Origin of the sequence: Shinella curvata (genome assembly GCF_022899935.1) — a bacterium.
Lineage (GTDB): Bacteria > Pseudomonadota > Alphaproteobacteria > Rhizobiales > Rhizobiaceae > Shinella > Shinella curvata.
In genome coordinates this window covers 531,828-549,560 of the sequence record NZ_JALJCJ010000003.1, presented here as the reverse complement: position 1 = coordinate 549,560, position 17,733 = coordinate 531,828, and the positions used below count along the sequence as shown (strand labels likewise).

The 17,733-nt window shown below is 65.3% G+C and carries 19 protein-coding genes; 10 read left to right on the top strand and 9 right to left on the bottom strand.

Going from position 1 to position 17,733, the window contains the following annotated elements:
- Window positions 1-5 precede the first annotated feature (5 nt).
- The 4 genes from MUU55_RS14220 to MUU55_RS14205 form a co-directional block, all read right to left on the bottom strand.
- A complete protein-coding gene (locus MUU55_RS14220) occupies window positions 6-629 on the bottom strand; it encodes a nucleoside triphosphate hydrolase (protein ID WP_244761390.1) in 624 nt (207 codons plus the stop codon).
- Complete coding sequence (locus MUU55_RS14215) at window positions 626-1,405, bottom strand: ATP-binding cassette domain-containing protein (RefSeq protein ID WP_244761389.1); 780 nt, start codon at window positions 1,403-1,405, stop codon at window positions 626-628. The genes MUU55_RS14220 and MUU55_RS14215 overlap by 4 nt, the downstream gene beginning before the upstream one ends.
- Window positions 1,405-2,496: an ABC transporter permease gene (locus tag MUU55_RS14210; protein ID WP_244761388.1), complete on the bottom strand. Its 1,092-nt coding sequence runs from the start codon at window positions 2,494-2,496 to the stop codon at window positions 1,405-1,407. The genes MUU55_RS14215 and MUU55_RS14210 overlap by 1 nt, the downstream gene beginning before the upstream one ends.
- Before the next feature lie 289 nt (window positions 2,497-2,785).
- Window positions 2,786-3,811: a sugar ABC transporter substrate-binding protein gene (locus MUU55_RS14205; protein ID WP_244761387.1), complete on the bottom strand. Its 1,026-nt coding sequence runs from the start codon at window positions 3,809-3,811 to the stop codon at window positions 2,786-2,788.
- Between the two features lie 289 nt (window positions 3,812-4,100).
- Here MUU55_RS14205 and MUU55_RS14200 point away from each other — a divergent pair, with 289 nt between their 5' ends.
- From MUU55_RS14200 to MUU55_RS14185, 4 genes are all read left to right on the top strand, one after another.
- Window positions 4,101-5,330 carry an ROK family transcriptional regulator gene (locus tag MUU55_RS14200; RefSeq protein ID WP_244761386.1) on the top strand — a complete coding sequence of 410 codons (1,230 nt, stop codon included), beginning with the start codon at window positions 4,101-4,103 and terminating at the stop codon, window positions 5,328-5,330.
- On the top strand, window positions 5,331-5,759 hold the full coding sequence (locus MUU55_RS14195) for an RbsD/FucU family protein (RefSeq protein ID WP_244761385.1): 429 nt from the start codon (window positions 5,331-5,333) through the stop codon (window positions 5,757-5,759).
- 99 nt (window positions 5,760-5,858) lie between these two features.
- Complete coding sequence (locus MUU55_RS14190) at window positions 5,859-6,035, top strand: hypothetical protein (protein WP_244761384.1); 177 nt, start codon at window positions 5,859-5,861, stop codon at window positions 6,033-6,035.
- A 124-nt stretch (window positions 6,036-6,159) separates the two neighbouring features.
- Entirely contained in the window at window positions 6,160-6,885 is a 726-nt protein-coding gene (locus MUU55_RS14185; protein WP_244761383.1) for a type 1 glutamine amidotransferase, read from the top strand.
- Here the strand turns inward: MUU55_RS14185 and pdxR are convergent.
- Window positions 6,882-8,312: a MocR-like pyridoxine biosynthesis transcription factor PdxR gene (gene pdxR, locus MUU55_RS14180; RefSeq protein WP_244761382.1), complete on the bottom strand. Its 1,431-nt coding sequence runs from the start codon at window positions 8,310-8,312 to the stop codon at window positions 6,882-6,884. The two genes, MUU55_RS14185 and pdxR, sit on opposite strands and share 4 nt — an antisense overlap.
- A 41-nt stretch (window positions 8,313-8,353) precedes the next feature.
- On the opposite strand from pdxR, the gene MUU55_RS14175 reads away from it, so the two are divergent.
- The 4 genes from MUU55_RS14175 (at window position 8,354) to MUU55_RS14160 (ending at window position 11,688) form a co-directional block, all read left to right on the top strand.
- On the top strand, window positions 8,354-9,076 hold the full coding sequence (locus MUU55_RS14175; RefSeq protein WP_244761381.1) for a pyridoxamine 5'-phosphate oxidase family protein: 723 nt from the start codon (window positions 8,354-8,356) through the stop codon (window positions 9,074-9,076).
- A gap of 695 nt (window positions 9,077-9,771) precedes the next feature.
- Window positions 9,772-10,383, top strand: coding sequence for a class I SAM-dependent methyltransferase (locus MUU55_RS14170; RefSeq protein ID WP_244761380.1), 612 nt, complete (start codon window positions 9,772-9,774; stop codon window positions 10,381-10,383).
- A gap of 235 nt (window positions 10,384-10,618) precedes the next feature.
- Window positions 10,619-11,365, top strand: a complete 747-nt coding sequence (locus MUU55_RS14165; protein WP_244761379.1) for a F0F1 ATP synthase subunit A — start codon at window positions 10,619-10,621, stop codon at window positions 11,363-11,365.
- Between the two features lie 95 nt (window positions 11,366-11,460).
- The gene (locus tag MUU55_RS14160; protein ID WP_244761378.1) at window positions 11,461-11,688 is read left to right on the top strand and encodes a hypothetical protein; all 228 of its coding nucleotides are present in this window, start codon (window positions 11,461-11,463) and stop codon (window positions 11,686-11,688) included.
- 56 nt (window positions 11,689-11,744) lie between these two features.
- On the opposite strand, the gene lepA is transcribed toward MUU55_RS14160, so the two are convergent.
- Together lepA and MUU55_RS14150 are read right to left on the bottom strand one after the other, a co-directional pair.
- Window positions 11,745-13,577: a translation elongation factor 4 gene (lepA, locus tag MUU55_RS14155; protein ID WP_244761377.1), complete on the bottom strand. Its 1,833-nt coding sequence runs from the start codon at window positions 13,575-13,577 to the stop codon at window positions 11,745-11,747.
- A gap of 61 nt (window positions 13,578-13,638) precedes the next feature.
- The gene (locus MUU55_RS14150; RefSeq protein WP_244761376.1) at window positions 13,639-14,889 is read right to left on the bottom strand and encodes an MFS transporter; all 1,251 of its coding nucleotides are present in this window, start codon (window positions 14,887-14,889) and stop codon (window positions 13,639-13,641) included.
- Between the two features lie 143 nt (window positions 14,890-15,032).
- On the opposite strand from MUU55_RS14150, the gene MUU55_RS14145 reads away from it, so the two are divergent.
- Complete coding sequence (locus MUU55_RS14145; RefSeq protein ID WP_244761566.1) at window positions 15,033-15,611, top strand: helix-turn-helix domain-containing protein; 579 nt, start codon at window positions 15,033-15,035, stop codon at window positions 15,609-15,611.
- A gap of 7 nt (window positions 15,612-15,618) precedes the next feature.
- A complete protein-coding gene (locus MUU55_RS14140) occupies window positions 15,619-16,140 on the top strand; it encodes a GNAT family N-acetyltransferase (protein ID WP_244761375.1) in 522 nt (173 codons plus the stop codon).
- A 57-nt stretch (window positions 16,141-16,197) separates the two neighbouring features.
- On the opposite strand, the gene MUU55_RS14135 is transcribed toward MUU55_RS14140, so the two are convergent.
- Both MUU55_RS14135 and MUU55_RS14130 read right to left on the bottom strand, forming a co-directional pair.
- A complete protein-coding gene (locus tag MUU55_RS14135; protein WP_244761374.1) occupies window positions 16,198-16,374 on the bottom strand; it encodes a hypothetical protein in 177 nt (58 codons plus the stop codon).
- Between the two features lie 107 nt (window positions 16,375-16,481).
- On the bottom strand, window positions 16,482-17,537 hold the full coding sequence (locus MUU55_RS14130) for a 3-carboxy-cis,cis-muconate cycloisomerase (protein ID WP_244761373.1): 1,056 nt from the start codon (window positions 17,535-17,537) through the stop codon (window positions 16,482-16,484).
- Window positions 17,538-17,733 lie beyond the last annotated feature (196 nt).

Genomic DNA, 17,733 nt, shown 5'->3' with positions numbered 1-17,733 from the left:
TCGCTTCAGAAGATGTCGATATGCAGATCGGCGGGGCGGGAGTTTTCCAGGATGCGCTTTCCGTTCGGCAGGTCGTTGCCGTAGAGCTTCCAGCCGATCTGGTCCTCGGGTAGGGCATAGCCCATCCAGCGCTGGCGCAGCCGCTCCTCCAGAACATGGTAAGGCGGGCCGACGAAGATGGTGAAGTCGAAGACGCCGTCGAGCGCATCCCAGGGCGCATCCTTGAAGAGCAGGTAGTTGCCCTCGGCCAACACGAAGCGTGTTTCCAGAGGAATGGCACGGGCCGCATTGATGGCAAGTTCGCGCGAGCGGTCGAAGACCGGCACCAGCACCTCGCCCTCGGCGCGTTTCAGTGCCTGCACGATGTCGACGAAGCCGCGCCCGTCAAAACTCGCCGGCACGCCCTTGCGCGGCAAGAGGCCGCGCTCGGCGAGAATGCCGTTGTCCATGTGAAAGCCGTCCATCGGCAGGATTTCTGCGCTTTCGCCGCGGGCGAGCAGGCCGTCGCGCAGGGCTTCGGCCAAAGTCGACTTTCCGGCGGCCGGTGGGCCGGCGAGGCCGACGAGGAAGCGGCGCGCGTTCCCCGCGCGCCGCAAGAGTGCATCCACGATGGTGGGAGGCGAGATCATGCCGCGATGGCCTCCGCTGGCAGCTTTGCGCCCGTCATGAAGGCGACGGCGTCGGACATCGAGTAGTCCTTCGGGTTGATCACGGTCAGACGACGGCCGAGCCGGTGGATATGGATGCGGTCCGCCACCTCGAACACATGCGGCATGTTGTGCGAGATCAGCACGATCGGAATGCCGCGCCGGCGCACGTCGAGGATCAATTCCAGCACGCGCCGGCTTTCCTTGACACCAAGTGCTGCCGTCGGCTCGTCGAGGATGATGACCTTCGAGCCGAAGGCCGCCGCCCGCGCCACCGCAACCCCCTGCCGCTGGCCGCCAGACAGCGTTTCCACCGCCTGGTTGATGTTCTGGATCGTCATGAGCCCGAGTTCGGAGAGCTTGTCGCGGGCGAATTTCTCCATCGCCGTGCGGTCGAGCTTGCGGAACACATCGCCCATGATGCCCGGTTTGCGCAGCTCCCGGCCGAGGAACATGTTGTCGGCGATCGAGAGGGCGGGGGACAGGGCAAGATTTTGGTACACCGTTTCGATGCCGGCCTTCTGCGCGTCGATCGGCGAACGGAAGCTGACCGGCTGGCCTTCGAGGCGGATTTCGCCTTCGTCCGGCGTGATGGCACCTGATATCGCCTTGATCATCGAGGATTTTCCGGCGCCGTTATCACCGATGACGGCGAGAATTTCACCCGGATAGAGGTCGAAATCGGCATTGTCGAGGGCGGTGACGCGGCCGTAGCGCTTGACGAGACCGCGTGCGGTGAGAATGGGTTCGAGAGCCATCAGCCTGCTACCTTTCTGATCCACTGGTCGATTGCGACTGCCGAGATGATGAGGACGCCGATCAAGAGGTAGGTCCATTGCGGGTCCGTGCCGATGAGACGAAGGCCGAGCGAGAAGACGCCGACGATCAGCGCACCGAAAATCATGCCGAGGATCGAGCCGCGTCCGCCGAACAGCGAGAGGCCGCCGATCACCACGGCGGTGATCGATTCGATGTTGGCGAACTGGCCGGCGGTCGGCGAGACCGAGCCGATGCGGCCGATGAGAGCCCAGCCGGCCAGCGCGCAGATGAGGCCGGACAACGTGTAGACCGAGACCAGCATGCGCTTGACGTTCACCCCGGCAAGCTCGGCCGCATCGGGGTCGTCGCCGACCGCATAGACATGGCGGCCCCAGGCGGTGTGGTTCAGCACGTACCAGAGCACGCCCACCAGAAGCACCATGGCTATGACGCCATAGGTGAAGACCGCGCCGCCGAGCTTGATATTGTTGCCGAAGAATTGCAGGAGCGGCGCCTGTGCGGCGAGGTCCTGCGAGCGGATCGTCTCGTTGGCCGAATAGAGGAAGTTCGAGGCGAGGATGATCTGCCACATGCCGAGTGTCACGATGAAGGGCGGCAGTTTCATGCGGGCGACGAGCAGGCCGTTGATATAGCCGCAGAGCGCGCCGCAGGCGAGGCCGCAGGCGACCGATACGACCGGCGGCAGGCCGTAGCGGAAGGTGAACTGGCCCATCACCACCGACGACAGAACCATGATGGCGCCGACGGAAAGGTCGATGCCCGCCGTCAGGATGACCAGCGTCTGGGCCGCCCCCACGATGCCGACGATCGCCACCTGCTGGAGGATCAGCGTCATGGTGAAGGCGGAGAAGAATTTTCCGCCGAGAATGATGCCGAATATGGCAACGGAGAGCACGAGCACGATGAGCGGCACGGCAGACGGGCTGCCGTGCAGGAAATGCTGGAATTTCTGGATGGCTGTCTTGTCATGCGTATCGAAGGACGCGACCTGCGTTGCGCTGCCGGTCAGCACCTTCTCGAATTCCTGCGAGGGTTGCGAGGCTGTCGAAGCCGTCGTTGTCTCACTCATGATCCTTTTCCTCCCCTTCCGATGCCGACCGTCGCGGCAGTGCCGGATAAAATGGGTGCGCGGACGTATCGGTAGAGACGCGTTTTGCGCACCCGCCGCCTTCTTCGGGCGGCCTTCTCCGCGCAGCAGCATGATACCGTGCCGCTGATCGCCGGGGAGAATGGTGCCCACGTCTCTTTGCGATTGTCAAAACAAGGGTGCGCTCACTGCTTTCTTCGCAATTGCTGGCGCGTCACCCGATCCGTCCATGGCGGATGGCCGGCCCGGTCAAACCGGGCCGGCGGGGGCATCAGCCCCAGCACTTGTCCTTGCCGGCCTTGGTGTCGATGGACTCGACGCCTGCTGCCGGCTTGTCGGTGACGAGCGTCACGCCCGTGTCGAAGAAGTCCTTGCCTTCCGTGGCCTTCGGCTTTTCACCGGTGTCGGCAAACGTCTTGATGGCCTCGACGCCGAGCGCCGCCATCATCAGCGGGTACTGCTGCGAGGTCGCGCCGATCACGCCATCGGCGACGTTCTGCACGCCCGGGCAACCGCCGTCGACGGAGACGATCAGCACGTCGCCTTCCTTGCCGACGGCCTTCAGCGCTTCATAGGCGCCGGCAGCAGCCGGTTCGTTGATGGTGTGCACCACGTTGATCGACGGATCCTTCTGCAGGAGGTTTTCCATGGCCGTGCGGCCGCCTTCCTCGTTGCCGTTGGTCACGTCGTGGCCGACGATGCGCGCATCGTCCTCATCACCGATCTTGGTGATGTCCTTCACGTCGATGCCAAAACCCTTCATGAAGCCCTGGTTGCGCAGCACGTCGACCGACGGCTGCGACGGGGTGAGGTTCAGGAAGGCGATCTTGGCGTCCTTGGCGGCGTCGCCGAGCGTTGCGGCGGCCCACTTGCCGATCAGTTCGCCGGCGAGCAGGTTGTCGGTGGCAAAGGTCATGTCGGCGCTGTCGAGCGGCTCGAGCGGCGTGTCGAGCGCGATGACGAGCAGGCCGGCTTCGCGGGCCTTCTGCACCGAGGGAACGATGCCCTTGGTGTCGGAGGCGGCAATCAGGATGCCCTTCGCGCCGTCGGCAATGCAGGTTTCGATGGCGGCAACCTGGCTTTCCGAGTCACCGTCGACCTTGCCGGCATAGGCCTTCAGCGTCACGCCAAGTTCCTTGGCCTTGGCTTCGGCGCCTTCCTTCATCTTGACGAAGAAGGGGTTGGTGTCGGTCTTGGTGATCAGGCAGGCGGTGGTGTCGGCGGCGGCTGCCGGCGACGAGAAGGCCACGCCGAGCGCAAGTGCGCCGAGAGCGGCGGAAACGATCGTCTTCTTCATCTAATCAATCCTCCCAAGGACGAAACGGGATGCGCCCTGTCCGGGCCCATCCGGTCACACGGGCCAGGGGCTCCTCCGCCGGCTTTCCGTGTTTCCGATCGTGAAGAGACCACCAAAAGAAATGCCTGTCAATAAATAAATCGAATTGAATTATTAATTCGATGTGGCATGCTGGTGGAAAGAACGGGTGAAAACCCCGGCTGTATCGTTTCCGATGGAAGAGCGGAGCGCCAGCCGATAAGAGGACCGGAAGCGGTGCCTTGCGCCGCGACCGGCACGGGAGGAGACGATGAGCAAACATGCCGCGACGGCGCCCGCCGCGCCGGCCGAAATCCTCGATCCCAGCGGGGGCGCCAACCAGGTGCGCGTGCGCGCCTATAACGAGCGCCTCGTCATGTCGCTGGTGCGCCGGCACGGCAGCCTGTCGAAGGCCGAAATCGCCCGGCGCAGCGGGCTTTCGGCCCAGACCGTCACCGTCATCATGCGCGCCCTGGAGGCCGAAGGTCTTTTGATGCGCGGCGAACCCATGCGCGGCAAGGTCGGCCAGCCCTCCGTGCCGATGCGGCTCAATCCGGATGCGGTCTATTCGCTGGGTCTCAAGATCGGCCGGCGCAGCGCCGATATCGTCTTGATGGATTTCGTCGGCGGCATTCGCCGGCAGGTGCGGCTGACCTTTCCCTATCCCATGCCCGGATCGCTGCTGGCCTTCGTGACGGAGGGCCTGGCGGAACTCGAAGCCTCGATCACGCCGGAAGAGCGCGCCCGCATCGCCGGCTTCGGCGTCGCCGCACCCTTCGAGCTGTGGAGCTGGGCAAGCGAGGTGGGTGCCCCGCAGGCCGACATGGACCAATGGCGCGGCGTCGATCTCGAGGCCGAGATCGCCAGCCGCGTGCCCTATCCCGTGACCTTGCAGAACGACGCCACCAGCGCCTGCGCCGCCGAACTGGTTTTCGGCCTCGGCCCGCAATATCCCGATTTCCTCTATCTCTTCATCGGCTCCTTCATCGGCGGTGGGGTGGTGCTGAATTCCGCTCTGTTCACCGGCCGCACCGGCACGGCCGGCGCCATCGGCCCGCTGCCCGTGCAGGGCCGCGACGGCGAGACGGTGCAGCTTCTGAAGATCGCCTCGATCTACCGCCTCGAGAACCTCCTGCGCGAGCACGGCATCGATCCGAAACCCGTCTGGTATTCGCCCGACGACTGGGTGGATTTCGGCGCGCCCCTGCAGATCTGGATCGACGACATGGCGGCGGCACTCGCCCAGGCCGTCGTCGCCTCCGCCTCGGTCATCGACTTCTCGGCCGTCATCATCGATGGTGGCTTTCCGGCCTGGGTGCGCGAACGCGTCGTCGCCGCCACGCAGGCGGCCGTCGCCCGGCTCGACCTGCAGGGCGTCACCATGCCGGAGATCGTCGAGGGCGCGGTCGGCAGCCGGGCGCGCTCGGTCGGCGGCGCCAGCCTGCCGCTGTTTTCCCGCTATCTTCCTGATCATAACGTCCTCTTCAAGGAGCTTGCCTGAATGTTGAAAGGTCTCGACCCCATCCTGAGCCCGGAGCTCCTCTCGACGCTGCGCGCCATGGGGCATGGCGACGAGATCGCCATCGTCGACGGCAATTATCCCGGCGTCGAGCATGCCCGCCGCCTCGTCCGCCTCGACGGCGTCGCGCTCGTTCCTGCCATCAACGCGGTGCTGTCCGTCATGCCCATCGACGACTTCGTCGAGGAGGCGATCTTCCGCTCGACCTTCCGCCAGGAGCGCGACACGCTGGAGCCCGTCCATCACGAGATCATCGCCTGCTGCGCCCGCCACGAGCCGGAGCGTAAAGTCGTGCCGCTGGTCGGCGCCGATTTCTACAATCGCGTGCGCGCCGCCCATACGCTGGTGCAGACCAGCGAGCCGCGGCTCTATGCGAATGTCATTTTGCGCAAGGGCGTGATCTATCCCTGAGCCTGTTCCACCGGAAACAGCGGCATGCGCAGGGATATGAGACCTTCAGATCACCGGATGAGAGAGGCTCATTCTTAACCAGAGATCAGGAGAGACCCCATGCGCAAGTTCATCGTTTCCGCCACCGTTGCCCTCGTCGCCGCCGTCTCCTTCGCGGCCCCCTCGCAGGCCGGCTATTACAGCTACGACTATCAGCCCACCTGCTTCATCAAGAAGATCAAGTCCTACGACTACTACGGCAACATCGTCATCAAGCGCATCAAGGTCTGCCGCTGATTTCTTCCTTTCGTTGATCCTCCCCGCCTGACCCGGCTCGAAAGAGCCGGGTTCTTTGTGTCTCGGCCCTTGAACGAAATAAAAGGGCGTGATTGTCTCGCGCGATATCGAAAGGGAGTATCGCATGCGGGTTCTGGTGGTGGAAAACGACAGGGTAACACTGCTCGGGCAGATCGGCGTGGCTCTTGAGGAAGCGGGTGCTACGCTCGACATCTGCCGCCCCCATGCCGGCGATATCATCCCCGCCGACGAGACCGGCCACGACGCCATCGTGGTCATGGGTGGCCCGCAGAATGCTCGCGACGACGAAAACCACGCCTATCTGCCGGATCTCGCCGCCCTGATGCGCCGCTTTGGCGATGCCGACAAATCCGTGCTCGGCGTCTGTCTCGGCAGCCAGCTTCTGGCCCGGGCCTATGGCGCGGAGAACCTGATCGGCACCCATCCGGAATTCGGCTGGTGCCAGGTGGCGCTCACCAAGGACGGCGCCGGCGATCCCGTATTGTCCGCCGCAGCTGGCGATTTCCCGATCTTCGAGTGGCACAGCGATTCCTTCACGCTGCCCGAGGGCGCGGTGCGCCTTGCCGGCAATGCCGCCGCCGAGAACCAGGCCTTCCGCCTCGGCCGCGCCATCTATGGCACGCAGTTCCATTTCGAGGCGAGCCGCTCGGTGGTCGACGAATGGGTCGAAACCTTCCCGGAGATGATCCGAAGCACCGCGCCTGAATGGCATGCGCGGCGTGACGCCCTGGCCGCCGAACACGGTCCGGCCGCCGATGCCACCGGCCTTGCGCTGGCCCGTGCCTGGGTAGCGACGATCGACACGGCAGAAGCACGCCGCGTCGCCTAGAAACCGGCGATCGCGACCGCGAAGCGTCTCGCGGCGGCTTCCAGAACTTCAGGTGCAAAGCCGGAGAAGCCGATCACCAGACCCTGTCGCGGCGCATGGGTGACGGCCATGGCGGAGAGGGCACGGACGCCCAGCCCCACCTGACGGGCGATCTCGACCGCTTCGGTATCGGCAAGCGAGGTCGGCAGCGTCGCCACCAGATGCAGGCCCTGATCCGGTACGGCGACGGCAAGCCTTCCGGTTGTCGAAAGCCCCGCCACCAGGGCATCCCGTGCCGCCTGCGCCTGCCGTCTTGCCCGCCTCAGATGCGCCGAGAAATGGCCCTCGCGGATGAGGTCGGTCAGTGCAGCTTCGGCGAGTGTCGGCGGGCTGCGGTCGGTGCGGATACGCAGCGCAATGACCTGGTCGAGCAACGCATCGGGGATCACGGCATAGCCGAGGCGAAGGCCGGGAAACAGCACCTTGGAGAAGGTGCCGAGATAGATCACGCGGCCGCTGTCATCCATGCCCTGCATGGCGGCGAGCGGGGGACCGGCGAAGCGGAACTCGCTGTCATAATCGTCCTCGAGGATCCAGCCGCCCGTCTCCCGCGCCCAGTCGATCAGGGCGAGGCGCCGGCGCATGCTCATGGCGACGCCGAGCGGGAACTGGTGCGAGGGCGTGACATAGACCGCCTTTGCACCCGGCACGGCCTGTCCGATATCCGCGCCCTCGTCATCGACCGGCAGGCCGGTGAGAACAAGGCCGGCGCCGGCCAGCGCGGCACGGGCGCTCGGATAACAGGGATCCTCGATCATCACCCGGTCGCCGGCGGCAAGCGCGCCACGGATGACGAGGTCGATACCCTGCTGGATGCCGGTCGTGATCACGATCGAGCGTGCCTCGCAGCGCACGCCGCGCGCCTGTCGCAGATAGGCGGCGATGGCCTGGCGCAGCGCGTCGCCGCCGCGCGGATCGCCATAGTAGAAATGCTCCGGGCCGGGGCGGGCGAGGTGACGCGACAGGAGCGTGCGGAACAGGCCGAGCGTGCGGGCATCCGCCATCGCCACGCCAAGCGTGCCCGGCAGCGGCATTTTGGGCGCGATGCTCTCGGATGCTGCGGGGGCCGTAGGCTTCACCGTCGGTACGCGGCCGGCGACGAAGGTGCCGGCGCCGGTGCGCGCCTCGGCATAGCCTTCGGCGATCAGCATTTCGAAGGCGGCAACCACGCTGCCGCGCGACGTCTTCAGCCGGCCGGCGAGATCGCGCGACGGCGGCAGCTTGGCACCGGGCGGGATATCGCCCGCCTCGATCAGCCGGCGCAGCTCGCGATAGAGCGCGGGCGTGCGCTTCCCCGCCGCCGGCAGGACGGGAATGAGCGCGGACCAATCCGGCAGATTGGTCCTGATTTTTTCATCTGAATTGGTGCTTTTTCGATCCAATGACATGGCGCACCATGGCGTCACCCTGTTTGAAAGGCAAGACCCGCATGACCGCCGAGACTGAAACCGCCGCTTATCCCGTCACCCCGCGCAACCGCGTCAAGCGCATGCATGAACGCGGCAGCTATGACCGCGCGGCGGTCCATGCCATTCTCGATGCGGCCATGCTCTGTCATGTCGCCTATGTCATCGACGGCCAGCCCTATGCCACGCCGACCCTGTTCTGGCGCCGGGGCGACACGCTCTACTGGCACGGCTCGTCGGCGAGCCGCATGCTGCGCCACCTGAAGGCCGGCACGCCCGCCTGCCTCACCGTCGCCCATCTCGACGGCCTCGTGCTCGCTCGCTCCGGCTTCAACCATTCGGCCAACTACCGCTCCGCCATGTGTTTCGGCACGGCGCGACTCGTCGAGGATGCGGACGAGAAGATTACGGCGATGCGCGACGTGGTCGACCGCTTCTATCCCGAGCGCAGCGCGCTGCTCCGTCCCATCACGCCGCAGGAGGCCAAGGCGACGACGATCATCGCGATGGTGATCGACGATGCCGCCGCAAAAGTCCGCGCCAAGGGCGTCGGCGACGATGAGGAAGATTTCGCCCTGCCGATCTGGGCCGGCGTCATCCCCGTCACGACGGTGCTCGGCGAGGTTCAGACCTGTCACCGGTTGGTGGACGGCGTCGGCAGGCCAGAAACGCTGTCGCTCTTCCCCGAGGGTGGCCGGCTCGATGCAGCGCTTCTCGAAGGGCAGCGGATCTACGAGGAGGCCTGAGGCGGCCGTCTCCATAGGCTTGGGTCCACGCGGCGGATTGTCCGCCCGTGGGTTCAAAGAGCATTTCGGACGGGGCGCCGGTGGTGCCGCATCTGAAAAGGTTAAAATGACACCTGCCGGCGCCCCGTTCGGCGGTTTTTGCCTGCGACTTGGGGCTCTCTGAAAAGGCTGAGGCCGGGGATGTCTGCCGCCGGTTTCCGGAGCGGGGTCCTGGCCGGTTTTGGCATCCGGCTGGACTCTCCATCGAGCCTGGCCCGGACGGAAAGGGTTTGCCTTTCCCGGAAAAACACCGCTCCGGCGGACGATGCCGACGCATCCGCCAGTCCCAGCCCCCTTGTGTGCCGCACAGGCACATCCGGCGCGCCGTCTGGGGCATGAAACGACGGGATCGGTCCGACACCCCATCGCTTCCCCCATGTCGCCGGAGGGAGACCATTTTCCGCAGGCCCGGTGCGTGAGGTTCTGCGTCTTCGCCCCACACACCGCGCCGACCCCGCCTCGCTGCCACGCCTGGCAGTGTATCCGTGACGGGATGGGAGGATTGTAGGCACAGGTTCGGAGGGTGGGGAAAATTTGGATGCCGATGGGGGATGACGGAGAGGGTTTGCCATGGCGCGCGACCCTGTCGTGCCGTCACCGGGCGATTGACAAAGGTGGTCGCGCACGCACCATTCGGCGGCAGGAACGGGGAGCGGATGGACGACATTCTCGAAGGTTATGCCAGGGCGGCGACGCCGGAGCTGATCGAGCGCTATGAGGCCTTCGATCCGGAGGTGCTCTATGCGCCCGTGCTGGATCTGCTGCCGCAGGCGCCCGCCCGCGTGGCCGATATCGGCACGGGAACGGGGCGGGATGCGGCCTGGTTTGCCGGCAAGGGGCACCCCGTCGTGGCAGTCGAGCCGGTGCGGGCGCTGCGCGAGGCCGGGATGCTGCGGCATGGTGCTGCCGGTATCGTCTGGATCGACGACCGGCTGCCGCATCTCGACGCAACCCGTGCCTGCGGCCCCTTCGATCTCATCACGCTGAACGGCGTCTGGCAGCATATCGACACGGCGTCGCGCGCCGTCGCCCTGCCGGTTCTGGCCGGGTTGCTGGCGCCGGAGGGGCGGCTTGTTCTGGCGCTTCGCCATGGTCCCGGCGCGCCGGGCCGGCGGACCTTGCCGATCTCCGATACGCATACGATCGACGCGGCCGGTCGTTGCGGCCTCGCGCTGCTGCGCAGCCGGGCGGCGGCGTCGCATCAGGCGGCCAACCGCGACCTTGGCGTTTACTGGACCTGGATGGTTTTCGCGCGCACATCTGCGTGATCGGCGCGCCGCGCGCCTTGCCATCGTCAAAGGTCGCGGCTAGACAGCCTACGCGCAGGACGACCTGCGCCTTGTTCGTTCCGGGGACGGCCCCTTTTCTCGCTTGCGAGATCAGGATGGCCCCGTTGAACCCTTCACCCCTTTCACCGTTTTCCCCAGGTCGCGACCGTCGCGGGCTGCGTCGTGCCCTGTCGCGTCCGCCCGTTGGCGCCGGCTGATGTTTTGAGGATACCCCATGGCCGGACCCATCGAGCAATTCGCGATCAAGCCGCTCGTTCCTTTCCAGATCGGCGGCTTTGATCTGAGCTTCACCAATTCGTCGGCCTACATGGTCCTGACGGTGGCCGCGGCCGGGACGTTCCTGCTTCTTGCCACACGCCGGCGCGAACTGGTGCCTGGCCGCCTGCAATCGAGCGCGGAACTTGCCCATGAATTCGTCGCGAAGACGCTGCGCGCCAATGCGGGCGAGGAGGGCATGCGGTTCTTTCCGCTGGTCTTCTCGCTGTTCCTGTTCATCCTCGTCGCCAACCTCATCGGCATGTTTCCCTATGCCTTCACGGTGACGAGCCACCTGATCGTCACCTTCGCGCTGGCCATGCTGGTCTTTGCGACAGTCACGCTCTACGGCCTGTTCCGCCATGGCGCCCGGTTCCTGAAACTCTTCGTGCCCGATGGCGTGCCGCTGATCCTGACGCCAATCATCGTGCCGATCGAGGTGATTTCCTATCTCTCGCGGCCGGTCAGCCATTCCGTGCGTCTCTTCGCCGTCATGCTGGCGGGGCACATCACGCTGAAGGTCTTTGCGGGGTTCGTCGTGTCGATGGGCGGACTTGGCACACTCGGCATGCTCGGCGCCATCCTGCCCTTCGCCATGACCGTGGCGCTGACGGCGCTGGAACTGCTGATGGCCGTCATCCAGGCCTATGTCTTCACCATGCTGACCTGCATGTATCTGAACGACGCCCTGCATCCCGGCCATTGAGCTGTGCCGAAGCGGGACGAAAGCGCGCGCTTTCCGTTCACGGGATCGAAAGGCGCTGCGTGTAGAAGGAGAGCCGATCAACGGAGCCTCTCCGCATGCAGCTATCCGGTATCCTGAACACGGCCCGCCAGGGCATGGCAACGGAAACGGCCCGCTTCGACCGGGCCGCACGCACCCTTGCCGGCGGCGCGTCGGGGGATGGTGATCTGGCGGCTGGCATGATGGATGTGGTTTCGGCCGAAATCGGCTTGCGGGCCAACGCCGCCGTCTTCGAGACGGGCGCGGACCTCTGGGAGGTCCTGGCGACGATCAAACGGGATTAGGCAGGCGGGATTGATCCCGGCAACAAAAAAGGGAGGCAGCGCCTCCCTTTTCGGTCTTATTCGTCGCCCATCTTAAGTGCGGCGATGAAGGCTTCCTGCGGGATTTCCACCTTGCCGAACTGACGCATGCGCTTCTTGCCGGCCTTCTGCTTGTCGAGCAGCTTGCGCTTGCGGGTGGCGTCGCCGCCGTAGCATTTGGCCGTCACGTCCTTGCGCAGCGCCGAAATGGTCTCGCGGGCGATGACGTTGCCGCCGATGGCGGCCTGGATCGGGATCTTGAACATGTGCTTGGGGATCAGCTCCTTAAGCTTCTCGCACATGTCGCGGCCACGCTTTTCAGCGGCCATGCGGTGCACCATCATCGAGAGCGCATCGACCGGCTCGCCGTTGACGAGGATCGACATCTTCACCAGATGGCCTTCCTGATGGTTGGTGATCTGGTAGTCGAACGAGGCATAGCCTTTGGAAATCGACTTCAGCCGGTCGTAGAAATCGAAGACGACTTCGTTGAGCGGCAGGTCGTAGGTCAGCATCGCACGGGTGCCGACATAGGTGAGTTCCACCTGGATACCGCGGCGATCTTGGCAAAGTTTGAGGATGCCGCCGAGATAGTCGTCAGGCGTCAGGATGGTGGCGCGGATCCACGGCTCGTGGATTTCCTTGATCCTCACGACGTCGGGCATGTCGGCCGGATTGTGCAGCTCGCGCTCGGTGCCGTCGTTCATGAACAGCTTGTAGACGACCGACGGCGCGGTCGCGATCAGGTCGAGATCGAATTCGCGCTCGAGGCGTTCCTGAACGATTTCAAGATGCAAGAGCCCGAGGAAACCGCAGCGGAAACCGAAGCCGAGCGCGGCGGACGATTCCATTTCGAACGAGAACGAGGCGTCGTTGAGGCGCAGCTTGCCCATGGCGGCACGCAGGTCCTCGAAATCGGCGGCATCGACCGGAAACAGGCCGCAGAAGACCACCGGCTGGGCAGGCTTGAAGCCCGGCAGCATGTTGGCGGTCGGGCGCTTGTCCTCGGTGATGGTATCGCCGACGCGGGTATCGGCCACTTCCTTGATGGAGGCGGTAATGAAGCCGATCTCGCCCGGACCGAGCGCTTCGACATTGACCATCTTCGGCGTGATGACGCCGACGCGTTCCACCTGGTATTTCGCATCCGTGCCCATCATGCGGATGGTCTGGCCCTTTTTCAGCATGCCATCGAGAATACGCACGAGCACGATTACGCCGAGATAGGTATCGTACCACGAATCGACGAGCAGCGCCTTCAGCGGCGCGGTCTCGCCGCCCTCGCTCTTCGGCGCGGGCAGCTGGTGGACGATGGCTTCCAGCACGTCGGGAATGCCAAGGCCGGTCTTTGCCGAAATCAGCACGGCCTGCGATGCATCGATGCCGATGACCTCCTCGATCTGCTCGCGGATGCGGTCGGGCTCGGCGGCCGGCAGGTCGATCTTGTTGAGCACGGTGACGAGCTCGTGGTTGTTGTCTATCGCCTGATAGACGTTGGCGAGCGTCTGGGCTTCGACGCCCTGCGACGCATCCACCACCAGCAGCGACCCCTCGCAGGCCGAAAGCGAGCGCGAGACTTCATAGGCGAAGTCGACGTGGCCAGGCGTGTCGATGAGGTTGAGAACGTAGGTCTCGCCATTGTTGGCGACATAATGCAGGCGCACGGTCTGCGCCTTGATGGTGATGCCGCGCTCCTTCTCGATTTCCATGTTGTCGAGAACCTGTTCCGACATTTCTCGCGCGGCAAGGCCGCCGGTCGACTGGATCAACCGGTCGGCGAGCGTCGACTTGCCGTGGTCGATATGGGCCACGATCGAGAAGTTGCGGATATGGTCGAGGGGCGTCGAAGAATTGGTGCTCATGCGCGCCATATAGCAGCGAGGGAGATTCCCGCAAAGCGGTAAATGAAGGGTTTCGGGACGGGAAGCGCCGCTATTCCGGGGCTTTTTCGCCCTCGACCAGCGCGCCGGCATTCGGCACCTGGGCGCTTCTGATCTCGAAGGTCTCGCGCGCCTCGGGCGGCACGGTCTCGCGAAGGCGCAGACGGTGGGCCACGAAGGCGGCATAGAGGACCGCGACGGCCATGGCGGCATAGATGAAGGTCTTGGGGCCGAAGGTCGGCGTCAGCGCGGTCACGGCAAGCGGCACGAGCGTTGCGGCCGTCGACCAGGCGACGAGCAGCGTCGAGGCGAGTGGCACGAAATCCTCCGGATCCGTGCGGTCATTGGCATGGGCGTTGGCGATGGAATAGACGCTTTCGGTCGCCCCCGCCCAGAGCGCGAAGACCAGCATGAGGATCAGCAGCGCCTGGAAGGAGACGAAGAGCGCCGCGATGGCGGCACCCGTGATCAGCAGGCAGGTGAAGATCAGCACGACGCGCCGGTCAATGCGGTCCGACAGCGTGCCGAGCGGATATTGCACGAAGAGCAGGCCGAACTGCATGACGAACATCAGGAGTGCGACGTCCTTCTGGCCGACATTGTTGGTGGCGGCATAGATCGGCGTAAAGCCCTGCACCACCATGGAGAGGCCGCCGGCGGCGAGCACGCCGATGAGGGCGACGGGCGAATTGCGCCAGGCCATGGCGAAATCGACGCTGACGCTGGCCGGCGCCGGCGGGGTGGGAAGCCGGGTCAGGCCGATCGGCAGGATGGCGAGCGTGGTGACGAAGATGGTGACGAGCGGCGCGAGGTTGCCATCCGCCGGCATCTGGCCGAACAACCAGGCGCCGACGCCGAGCCCCAGCACATAGGCCATGTAGAAGAACGACATGGCCTTGCCGCGCCAGCGGTTGTCGGCGGCGTGGTTCAGCCAGCTCTGGGCGATGATGAAATTGGCATTGCCCGCCGTACCATAGATGCCGCGGGCCAGAACCCAGAGGATCGGATTGACGCCGAGCGCCACGAGGAAGGCGGCGATGAGAACGAGCGCCATGGAGCAGGAAAATGCCCGCGCATGGCCGACGCGGCGGATGACCGGGCCGGCCAGGATGCAGCCGAGCAGGCCGCCGAAGGCGATCGCCGTGACGGCGGCACCGGGCGTCCAGGAGGGCGCGTCGGCACGCGACAGCACATAGGGCACATAGGCGAGCATGATGCCATTGCCGATGGCGACGAAGGTCATCGAGACGACGATGGCGGTGATGGAAAAGAGCGACGATGCCCGCTGTGTTTCCTCCGTCATGTGCCGCTCCCTCCGATTCTCGTGCGGCCACCATATCCGGTCAGGCCGATGTCGCATTGTCGCCGGAGCGGCATGGCGGAGAATTATTTTGGGATGAGGTCATGCCGATTGACTCCATTATGCGGGAGATTTATTCCATGATAATGGAAAATGAAAGCGACCCCTTGGAAAGCGCCATCGGCGAACGGCTGCGGCAGCTGCGCATGGCCCGCAACCAAACACTGGACGACCTGGCCGGCGCCTCGGGCGTCAGCCGGGCGATGATCTCACGGATCGAGCGCGGCGAGGCGAGCCCGACGGCGCAGCTGCTCTCGCGGCTCTGCGCCGCACTCGACCTGACGCTGTCGGCCTTCTTCGCCTTTTCCGGCGCGGCGGGCGATCCGCTGTCGCGGCGGGAGACGCAGACCGTCTGGCGCGATCCGGAAACCGGCTACCAGCGCCGCGCCGTCTCGGCCGCCAACACGGCCGCGCGCGTCGAGGTGATCGATGTCGAGTTTCCCGCCGGTGCGCGCATCGCCTATCCGCCGGAGACGGCGAAGGCCGGCATGACGCAGCATGTCTGGCTGTTTTCCGGCCGGCTGCGCATGACGATTGCCGGAACCGTGCATGATCTTAACCCCGGCGATTGCCTCTATATGAGCATCACCGAGGGCCATGTCTTCGAAAACCCCGGCGATGGGCCGGCGCATTATGCCGTGGTGCTGGACCGCGGCAGAGCCTGAGGACCCGATGAGCGATATCAGACTGCTCGACCATGCCGAAGCGCAGGCGCGTATCGGCGAATTGTCCGAAGTGCTGGCCGATTGCGTGATCGGCGGCGCCTCCGTCGGCTTTATGGCGCCCTATGGGCCTGAAGATGCCGTGACGTTCTGGCAGGGCGTGGCAGCGGCGGTCGGCGCGCAGGCGACGCTGCTGTTTGCCGCTGAGCGGGAGGGCCGCATCGTCGGCACGGTGCAGATCGGCATCAGCCAGATGCCGAACCAGCCGCACCGGGCGGATGTGAAGAAACTGCTCGTCATGGAAAGCGAACGCGGCCGGGGCGTGGCGCGCGCCCTGATGACGGCGGCGGAAGCCGAAGCTATCAGGCGCGGCAAGACCATGCTGGTGCTCGACACCGCGACCGGCAGCCCGGCGGAAACCGTCTATGAGCGGCTGGGCTGGCAGCGGGCGGGCGTCATTCCCGACTATGCGCTCTATCCGGACGGACGCTTCTGCGCGACGACCTTCTTCTACAAGCGCATCGGCGTATGACAAAAACCCGGATGCAGGGGGCATCCGGGTCTTCTGGGAGGTCAGCGGCAGGCTGGATTACTTGCAGACCTTGATCTTCTTGATCACCAGGTTGCCGTAATAGTCGTAGGATTTGATCTTCTTGATGAAGCAGTGCGGCTTGTGGCCGTAGCCGTAGTAGCCGGCCTGCGAGGGTGCGGCGAAGGACACGGCGGCGACGAGGGCGATGGTGGCGGAAACGATGATCTTGCGCATGGTGATCTCCCGATCTCTGTGGGATGAGCCTCTCTCATCCGGTGTGATCAGACTTTTCCACGATCCTCCGCCGCGCGCTGTTCCGCATGGAACAGGCCCAATACTATCTATTCCGTCCCGATCTGGCGGATGGCGGCAAAAAGTTCGCCGCCGAGCCTGAGGGCCGCGCCGCAGGCGACCACCATCTGCGGCAGGATCAGCCATTCGAGCGTCCAGGCCGCGCCCGAGCGCTCCTGTTCATGCACCGCCGCCTGGGCGATGCCGCCGAGCTGGGCGGCGTTGAAGCGGGCAAGTGTCACCAGCGCTTCGGCGGCGACCGGGTTCTGCTTGTGCGGCATGGCGGAGGAGCCGCCGCCGCCGGTAAGCATGATCTCGCCACCGCGATCCGCCATCAGCACGATATCCTGCCCGATCTTGCCGAGGCTGCCGGTGATGGCGGCGAGCAAGCCGGCAAGCTCGCCGATCCGGTCACGCTGGCTGTGCCATTGCGGCGTGTCGACGAGGCCGAGTTCATCGGCCAGCGCGGCGCGCACGGCCGCTGCCTTGTCGCCAAGCTTCTCCAGCGTGCCCGCCGCCCCGCCGAACTGCACGGCAAGCCCCTCCAGCGCAAAAATCTCCAGCCGCTCGGCAACACGCTCCAGCGGCTGGCGCCAGCTGTCGAGGCGGTCGGCCACGGTGATGGGAATGGCCGGCTGCATGCGCGTGCGCCCCATCAGGCTGTGCGTGCCAAACGTCGCGGCGAGGGCGGCCAGCCCGCCGATCAATCCGTCCAGCCGCTCCTCCAGAAGAGGCAGGACGCGCGACAGGCGCAGCATCAGGCCGCTGTCGATGACATCCTGGCTGGTCGCGCCGAAATGCAGGTGTCTTGCATGCGGCTCGCCAACGGCGGCCCGCAATTGCCGAACGAGATCCGGCACGACGACGCCATCGCGCGCCGTCGCGGTACGCAGGCTCGCGACATCAGGCGAAAAACGATGCGCCGCGCGCGCGATGGCAGGGGCCGCATCGGCCGGAATAACCCCCGCCACGGCCTCCGCCTTCGCCAGTGCCACCTCGAAGGCCAGCATGGCCTCAAGCTCCGCCGCAGCGGAAAAGAACGACGCCACCTCTTCGTCGCCGACGAGGCCGGAGAGGTAGGGATGGTCGAAGGGCGCGACGGTCATGGAGTACCTCTTTTGGGGAGGTTAGCGTGTGCCGGGTGGGGCGTGGGGTCAAGTCTTGATGCGAGGAAGGCGAGGTCTGACCTTTTGAGCGGAGGTGGCAAATGTTTATCGCGAGCGCCCTGCCCGTGGCGTGGATCCTCGGGTCAAGCCCGAGGATGACGAGGAGGGGATGGTGGATGTCTTCTCTAACGGCTTT